Here is a 7,326-nt window from a genome sequence, read left to right as displayed (position 1 = left end):
ATTAGCAAAGGTTGTAATGGTTATGTCAAACGTAGTACAGCGCATATTTAGTAATGCCGTATTGTTTGCACTTTTTATGAGTGTGAGTTTGACTTTGCATGCCAGCAACCAAAACACCAACCTTGAACACCCAACCGTTTTAAATAATTTAATTGCCTTAGATATTCCCGATCAGGCAACTCCTGACTTTGACGAAGATTCATTTGTTGATGTCACTTCCCTTAAGGCAGCTCAACCACTCCCTAAAGGCGCTCACTCTTTTTACAAGAGTTCATCTTTTAGCAGACCGTTTAGCACTGCGTACCAACGTGGACCCCCTGTTATTTAATTTATTACTTTCAATTTAATTAAATTTTTAACTAATAGGTGGATATTATGTCTAACTTTAAAGAATTACGTACCCAAAATATCTCTCATGGGGTTATTGCAAAACCATTTGCTGACAATCAACCGTTAATCGATTTGGCCTCACCCGCTTTAAAAATGGTAAATAACTTTACGCAAAAAACACCTGTTCGAGCTCAGCACGAAGCAACAATCGCTGAGGCCCTTAAAAAAACGAGCAGCCAGCAGTCTGACTTTGTATTAGTGATGGATGACGACCACAAGCTAATAGGTATTGTTTCTAGTGCTGATTTACAAAGCGCTAAAATTACTATTATTGCTCAACGTTTAAATACACCGCGAAATGAAGTGAGCCTTCGCCATGTAATGACCCCAATAAACCAGCTAATGGGTGTCAGCATGCAAAGCTTAAGTTATGCCTGTGTGGGCGATGCTTTACAAACAATGGAGCATCAAGGGGCGATGTTTTTATTAGTAACAACAGCCAATAACGAAATATGTGGATTAATTTCAGCTCGCCAAATTGCTAAAACATTACATATTCCACTGCATATTAGCCCAATTGCCAATTCGTTTAGCGACGTACTAGAAAGCGTAGACCACCCTCATTAGAGGTTGTTTTAACACTTAACTATCTCAACCAAAGCAACCGTCTTAAAGCAAGTTAAATAGCTTGCTTTAAGAGCTTTTTATTACAACTTCATGTGATATTATTCAAGCAATTAGCCGACCCAGATATTTATTTCTGGTCTTATTTTTTGTTTAAAAAGGTTTTTGCATGAGCGATATCTCTGCACGTTTAGCCAGTGAGCTAAATGCACAACAACAACAAGTTGTTGCTGCAACAAAATTACTTGATGAAGGCGCAACTGTTCCCTTTATTGCCCGCTACAGAAAAGAAGTCACCGGCGGTTTAGATGACACTCAATTGCGCTTACTAGAGCAGCGTTTATCTTACCTTCGAGAACTTGAAGAGCGCCGTAGCTTTATTTTGTCGACTATCGAATCTCAAAAGAAGCTCACCGCAGAGCTCAAAGCCGATATCACTAGCGCGCAAAGTAAAACAGAACTCGAAGATTTATATCTTCCATATAAAGCAAAACGCCGCACCAAAGGCCAAATAGCTATAGAAGCAGGCATAGAGCCCCTAGCCGATGCGTTATTTACCGACGCGAGTTTAAATCCTGAGCAACACGCTGAGCAGTACATTAATGCTGATAAAGGCTTTGATGACACAAAAGCCGTGCTTGATGGTGCTAAATTTATTTTAATGGAGCGTTTTGCCGAAGATGCAAAATTACTCGCTAAATTAAGAAGTCACATAAGCCAAAACGGTGCAATACAAAGCACAGTAATTAAAGGTCAAGAACAAGCGGGCACTAAATATCGCGATTACTTCGATCATCAGGAGCTACTTACTAAAGTTCCTTCTCATCGTGCATTAGCTATGCTGCGAGCTCGCAACGAAGGCATACTCCAATTAAATGTAAACCCTGAACCAAGTTCTGAAAACCCTGCTCAACTTTGTGCAAATATGATTGCACAGCACTACCGCTTAAATATTACCGACCAAGCAGCGAGTACTTGGCTTTTAAGCGTGGTGCAATGGGCTTGGAAAATTAAGCTAGGTTTACACCTAGAAAACGAATTTTTTGCAGCCATGCGCGAAAAAGCAGAAGCAGGCGCTATTGATGTATTTGCTAAAAACTTAAAAGACTTACTAATGGCGGCACCTGCAGGTCCACGCACAACACTTGGTCTTGATCCCGGTTTACGTACCGGTTGCAAAATTGCTGTTGTAGACAGCACAGGCAAACTGCTAACTACGCAAACTATTTTCCCTCATGCCCCGCAAAACCATTGGGATAAATCGCTGCGTACACTAGAGCAACTTTGCCGCCAACACAAAGTAGAACTTATTGCCATTGGTAACGGTACAGCGTCGCGCGAGTCAGACAAATTGGTTGCTGAGCTTATGAAAGCAAATACCGAGTTAAAACTTAATAAAATTATGGTGAGCGAAGCTGGCGCGTCGGTTTACTCAGCATCTGAATTTGCAGCTAACGAATTTCCTGACTTAGATGTGTCATTACGTGGCGCGGTATCGATTGCACGTCGCTTGCAGGATCCGCTTGCTGAGCTTGTTAAAATAGAGCCAAAATCAATTGGTGTAGGCCAATATCAACACGATGTGTCGCAAAGCCAACTCGGACAAACACTTACAGCTGTTGTTGAAGACTGTGTAAACTCGGTAGGTGTTGATTTAAATATGGCGTCGGTTCCTTTACTTACACGCGTATCAGGATTAAACAAAACCTTAGCGCAAAACATTGTAAATTACCGCGATTCCAATGGATCATTTGCAAAACGTAGTGAGCTAAAAAAAGTAGAACGCTTAGGGCCAAAAGCATTTGAACAAGCTGCTGGTTTCTTACGAATTAACAATGGCAGCGACCCACTTGATAACTCATCAGTTCACCCTGAAGCCTACCCTGTTGTTAAGCAAATTTGCGAAAAAAACAACGCAGAAGTAACCACATTAATTGGTAACAGCGAATTTTTAAACAAGCTCGTTGCTAACGACTACACCAACGAAAAATTTGGTTTACCTACGGTTACCGATATTATTACTGAGCTTGATAAGCCGGGTCGCGATCCACGTCCAGAGTTTAAAACGGCTGAGTTTAAAGCAGGTGTAGAGAAAATAAGTGACCTAAAACCAGGTATGATTTTAGAAGGTGTTGTATCGAATGTTGCTAACTTTGGTGCGTTTGTAGATGTAGGTGTTCACCAAGATGGGTTAGTGCATATTTCGGCGATTACGAATAAGTTTATATCTGATCCTCGCGAAGTAGTTAAAGCGGGCGACATTGTAAAAGTTAAAGTAGTGGAGGTTGATGCTTCGCGTAAACGTATTAGCTTTACCATGCGTTTAAACGACGAAATAGACACCAGCAACAAGCCAGCCCCTGCTGCACAAAAACAACAGCCGCGCACTAACAATGCGCAACCAAAAGCTGCTAAACCTAAACGTGATAACGGTAATGCGGTTATGGGTAACGCGTTTGCCGATGCATTTGCGAATGCCAAAGTAAAAAAATAGTAGGCCATATAGCTTGTTTAGCTTTTAAGTAAAAACTGGAAAGCGCTCTACGCTTTAAAATAAAAAAACCGCGAAAGCGGTTTTTTTAATTCAAATCAGTAAGCATTAAAAGCAATTTATTGAAGAGAGTTTCATATTCGGAGTTCAGGCTATTGCTAAGAGATTGCTGAAAAACCACTTTGTGTGGATGGCGAAGTTGCCATTTGATAAAAATTAGCAATTCGTCCTGCGCGTGCTTCCACGTCTGCATCTCGTGTTTGCTCTTCACTTTCTGCCGTTTTAGTTTCTTGAGTTTCACTGCTTGTAAATGACGCTTTGCTATTGTTTTCAGCGCTGTCGTCTTCATCATTTTGAGGCGCTGCAAGTTCAGCCTGAGCTGCTACCAGCTTTTGAGTCGCGTCCGCCGCTATTGATCGATCAGCACCCGAAGGCTCCGCTGGAGCTAGGGCTGCAGCTCTAACCGTTTGCATTTTTTCTATGGTTGCTTGGGGATCACCTGGAATTTCAGCAACGTCAATTTGTACCTCGCCGCCCACTGCATAGTTAGTGCCGTCAGGACCACGTTGATATTCGTAACTTGGCGAACCCGCATATTTACCGCCTACAGAAGCATGAGCTTGTTCGTGAATACGCACTTCAGTATCGCGCGCTTTTAGCTCTTTTATTTGCTGCTGCTCTTGCTCTAAAACTTGCTGTTCTTGCTCAGACTCTTGTTGCTGCGCTTTTTGCTCTTCAGACTCCTCTGGGTTCTCGGCGTTTTCATCGTCGCGCGCTTGAACCACTTTTTCGTCAGCTAACTTACCTGATGCACTATACGTTGCACCCTCATTATTACCCGGTAGTTTGGCTTTTTCTGCATCGCTTTGCGCTTTGGTTTCGGTATTACTTGCGCTATTTGCAGAAGGAGCAGGAATGACTTCCCGCAGTTGATTGTCACGACGGGCGGTTTCCGTATAAACATTGGCTGTGTTTATATTAATTGATGGAAATGGCGTGACAATATTCATTAAATTACACTTTTATGTCGACTAACGTACCTAGTACGTCATCAGCTGTTTGAATTGTTTGCGCATTAGCTTTAGCGTTAAATTCTTCAACTTTTAGGTTAACAAGTGATTCGTCAATACGCGCTGGCTGAGCAACCGGCGCTGTTACTGCTTCGTCCGGCGTTGCTGCAACTAACTGTCGCTGTTGTGCAAGTTGCGCATCATCTTGCTGTTCTATACTGGCACGGTTTATTTCTGCGCTGGCCTTTTCAATACCTTGGCTTGCACGGTTAAACCCTTCAACACCATTATTAAATACAGATCCGATTGACATGGTAAACCTCCACCACTTAAATATTGTTTAATTATCGCTCAGTTTGTGCGCAAAATAAAGCTTTACGGGACGCAATTATCGTCGCATTTTTAAAGCATTGATTTAACGATAGATAAAAACTCATTTTTGTGAGAAATAAACGGAGCATGAGATGCTTTATCTATTACTTGGTATTCAAACTCAGCATTTAGTACTGACATTTTAGCTATTGCTTTATACGGCACTAATGCATCTAAGCGACCAAATACACCCATAATTTTTACCGGACACGTTGCAAATAAATCGCGTAAATCATCATTTTGTAAAATATCTAAACCGGCGGTTAACGCCTCACTGTTAGGTGCTGAATATTGATTTAGCAATTGTTTAAGCTGCTTTATGTCATCTCTCGCTGACTCACTTCCCATAGCCTGAATAGCCAAAAAGCGCTCAATGGTTTTTTCTCTATGATTAACCAATTGGTCTTTAAACTGAGTTAGTACTTTTTCACTAATTCCCGGCCATTTACAATGCTCTGCAAAATAAGGTGTCGATGCGACTAAAATAACCTTCGATACTTTTTCAGGCCAATGTTTTGCAATGTATAGAGCAAACAAACCACCTAAAGACCACCCCATTAAAATAGAATGAGGTTTTAACTGTTGGCTTAATTGCATAGCGGCATCATGCAAATTATACGGGGTTGGTAATGTGGTTGCGCTATTACCAAACCCAGGCAAATCAAGACTACGCACTTCTCCTGTATATAAGTTTTCAAGCTCTGGCTGTATGAGTTGCCAAACGCCTTGATTCATTCCCCAACCATGTAAAAGTACTAACTCTTTTTGCATATTTGCATATTCTTAACCAAACTTAGGCTCATAATAACGTTTAAAAAGATGATTGCAATGGAAGGCACTATCTCATGAAAGGTCTGTTTAACTGGCTGTTCCCGTCGTATTGCGTACAGTGCAAATGCCCTGTAAGTGCAAGCCTAGGTTTATGCGAATATTGCTTAGAAGATTTAGCATTACTAGATGTAACTAAACACCCAAATTTACTTCACCGACCTGATATTGTTGATATGTTTCCTAACTGCGAATTTGACAGGTTATTTGCTTGCGCTTTTTACCGCCCTCCATTTGAGCAGTGGCTAACCCAACTTAAATTTAGTAACCAAATACATTACAAAAAAGCACTTCAGCAGGTTGTACACAGGCAGCTCAATGCGTTTTTTAAATACAGCACGCAATCTCCTGATTTATTTATAATTTTACCTTTGCATAAAAGCCGATTTTTAAAGCGAGGTTTTAATCAAGTAAGCCAAGTATGGCACCCTTGTTTGTGCTCTCGCGTTGTTTTAAATAATGCGCTTATTCGTAATAAAAAAACCCATGCGCAATCGCAGCTCACTAAAGCAAAACGTATTAAAAATCTAACCCATGCATTTATATGTACTGAAGATATGAGCGGTAAAACAGTCGCTATTGTTGATGACATTATGACAACCGGCGCAACATTAAATGCCGCAACTCAGGCTTTAAAGAAAGCCGGCGCTAAACAAGTGTGGGCATTCACAACCTGTTTAACGCCAATTTAGTTAATTTATGTTACTGACCACTTGCGCGGAATGTATGGCCTAAAAACAGTGCATTGCTAAGCAATCGACTTGTACCATACCAGTAACCTCTAAATACGGGGTTGTCAGTCATAGCAATAACACTGCCGCGTCCGTACGAATGTGCTATTAAACCAGCGCCTTCAGCTACTTGTTCTACATTTACAGAGTCAGTAAAGCCAGCTAACAACGGGCGTTTTGTGTAGGTTAGTACATTTACAAAAGGGGCATCTGACGCTTCAAGTAACCATGTACTGTTTTTAAATACCGGTAAGGTGTCGCGCGTGAGTGAGAAAGTTAATGGGTGCGTTAAATCCACACTAGTGTTAAAAATAGCCCCAGCAATACGCTGACGCCCCGCTAGATGATCTTTATCGCCATAGCTTAAGCCTTCAGTTTTGAAAGCACCAGCTAAATCCTGTCGCGATAAATAATTTGCTTTAAGTAGTTGCTGGTCGACTAAAAATTTAGCGCCGCCTTTGTGGCCCCAAATAACACCGCCTTTTCTTACCCAGCTTTTAATCGCTACTTTTTCTGCATCTGTTAAGCTATTGTAATTGCCGTGGGCCAACACAATATGGCTATAATCACTGAGCTCAAGTGAACTTAAACGCGTCATTTCAACAATTGTGGGTGCAACACCTACAAACCTATCTAGGTAATACCACACTTCACCTACTTCGTACTGGCTAGTGCCTTGGCCGCCAATAAGTAAAACCTTGGGGGCTTTAACAACTGCCATAGAGCGTGAACCTAAATCAGCACCTTTACTGGTTAAGCCTGTTGTAATAGGTTTTATGGCAATACCAAATTCACTTTGCGCAGTGTTTAACAAAGTAATCCAGTTTTGTTGTGTTTGTAAACCAGCCGGAATAATAATACTCCCTGGCTCAAAATTTATGTCGCCCGCGCTCGATTTTGCCGTTAAGGCGCTCAATGCCACGCGTGCTTTTATACCTTG

General features: G+C 41.4%; 7 protein-coding genes and 1 pseudogene. 4 read left to right on the top strand and 4 right to left on the bottom strand.

Annotated features, from left to right (window positions below; all coding sequences use genetic code 11):
- The 3 genes from BCG07_RS03245 to BCG07_RS03235 all read left to right on the top strand — a co-directional run.
- On the top strand, window positions 1-328 hold a 328-nt coding region (locus BCG07_RS03245; RefSeq protein WP_286888630.1), incomplete at its 5' end, for a hypothetical protein.
- Between the two features lie 47 nt (window positions 329-375).
- A complete protein-coding gene (locus BCG07_RS03240) occupies window positions 376-957 on the top strand; it encodes a CBS domain-containing protein (RefSeq protein WP_286888628.1) in 582 nt (193 codons plus the stop codon).
- 166 nt (window positions 958-1,123) lie between these two features.
- On the top strand, window positions 1,124-3,448 hold the full coding sequence (locus BCG07_RS03235; RefSeq protein ID WP_286888626.1) for a Tex family protein: 2,325 nt from the start codon (window positions 1,124-1,126) through the stop codon (window positions 3,446-3,448).
- 155 nt (window positions 3,449-3,603) lie between these two features.
- Here BCG07_RS03235 and BCG07_RS03230 read toward each other — a convergent pair whose 3' ends face one another.
- The 3 genes from BCG07_RS03230 to bioH all read right to left on the bottom strand — a co-directional run bounded on the left by BCG07_RS03230 (window position 3,604) and on the right by bioH (window position 5,598).
- The gene (locus tag BCG07_RS03230) at window positions 3,604-4,455 is read right to left on the bottom strand and encodes a putative metalloprotease CJM1_0395 family protein (protein ID WP_276754338.1); all 852 of its coding nucleotides are present in this window, start codon (window positions 4,453-4,455) and stop codon (window positions 3,604-3,606) included.
- Between the two features lie 4 nt (window positions 4,456-4,459).
- Window positions 4,460-4,768 (bottom strand): hypothetical protein, encoded by a 309-nt coding sequence (locus tag BCG07_RS03225; protein WP_006793799.1) that lies wholly within the window; start codon window positions 4,766-4,768, stop codon window positions 4,460-4,462.
- A gap of 89 nt (window positions 4,769-4,857) precedes the next feature.
- Complete coding sequence (bioH, locus tag BCG07_RS03220; RefSeq protein WP_286888622.1) at window positions 4,858-5,598, bottom strand: pimeloyl-ACP methyl ester esterase BioH; 741 nt, start codon at window positions 5,596-5,598, stop codon at window positions 4,858-4,860.
- Between the two features lie 74 nt (window positions 5,599-5,672).
- On the opposite strand from bioH, the gene BCG07_RS03215 reads away from it, so the two are divergent.
- Window positions 5,673-6,347 carry a ComF family protein gene (locus tag BCG07_RS03215; RefSeq protein WP_286888620.1) on the top strand — a complete coding sequence of 225 codons (675 nt, stop codon included), beginning with the start codon at window positions 5,673-5,675 and terminating at the stop codon, window positions 6,345-6,347.
- Window positions 6,348-6,357: 10 nt separating this feature from the next.
- Here BCG07_RS03215 and BCG07_RS03210 read toward each other — a convergent pair.
- Window positions 6,358-7,326 (bottom strand): annotated as a pseudogene (locus BCG07_RS03210) (peptidase M14); the annotation flags it as partial.

This window comes from Pseudoalteromonas sp. ESRF-bin5, from assembly GCF_002632075.1.
GTDB classification, from domain to species: domain Bacteria; phylum Pseudomonadota; class Gammaproteobacteria; order Enterobacterales; family Alteromonadaceae; genus Pseudoalteromonas; species Pseudoalteromonas marina.
This window is presented reverse-complemented; position numbering and strand designations above follow the sequence as displayed.

Coding starts and splice junctions, on each gene's coding strand:
- BCG07_RS03240 (WP_286888628.1), top strand. CDS start 376: ATGTCTAACTTTAAAGAATTACGTACCCAAAATATCTCTCATGGGGTT.
- BCG07_RS03235 (WP_286888626.1), top strand. CDS start 1,124: ATGAGCGATATCTCTGCACGTTTAGCCAGTGAGCTAAATGCACAACAA.
- BCG07_RS03230 (WP_276754338.1), bottom strand. CDS start 4,455: ATGAATATTGTCACGCCATTTCCATCAATTAATATAAACACAGCCAAT.
- BCG07_RS03225 (WP_006793799.1), bottom strand. CDS start 4,768: ATGTCAATCGGATCTGTATTTAATAATGGTGTTGAAGGGTTTAACCGT.
- bioH (WP_286888622.1), bottom strand. CDS start 5,598: ATGCAAAAAGAGTTAGTACTTTTACATGGTTGGGGAATGAATCAAGGC.
- BCG07_RS03215 (WP_286888620.1), top strand. CDS start 5,673: ATGAAAGGTCTGTTTAACTGGCTGTTCCCGTCGTATTGCGTACAGTGC.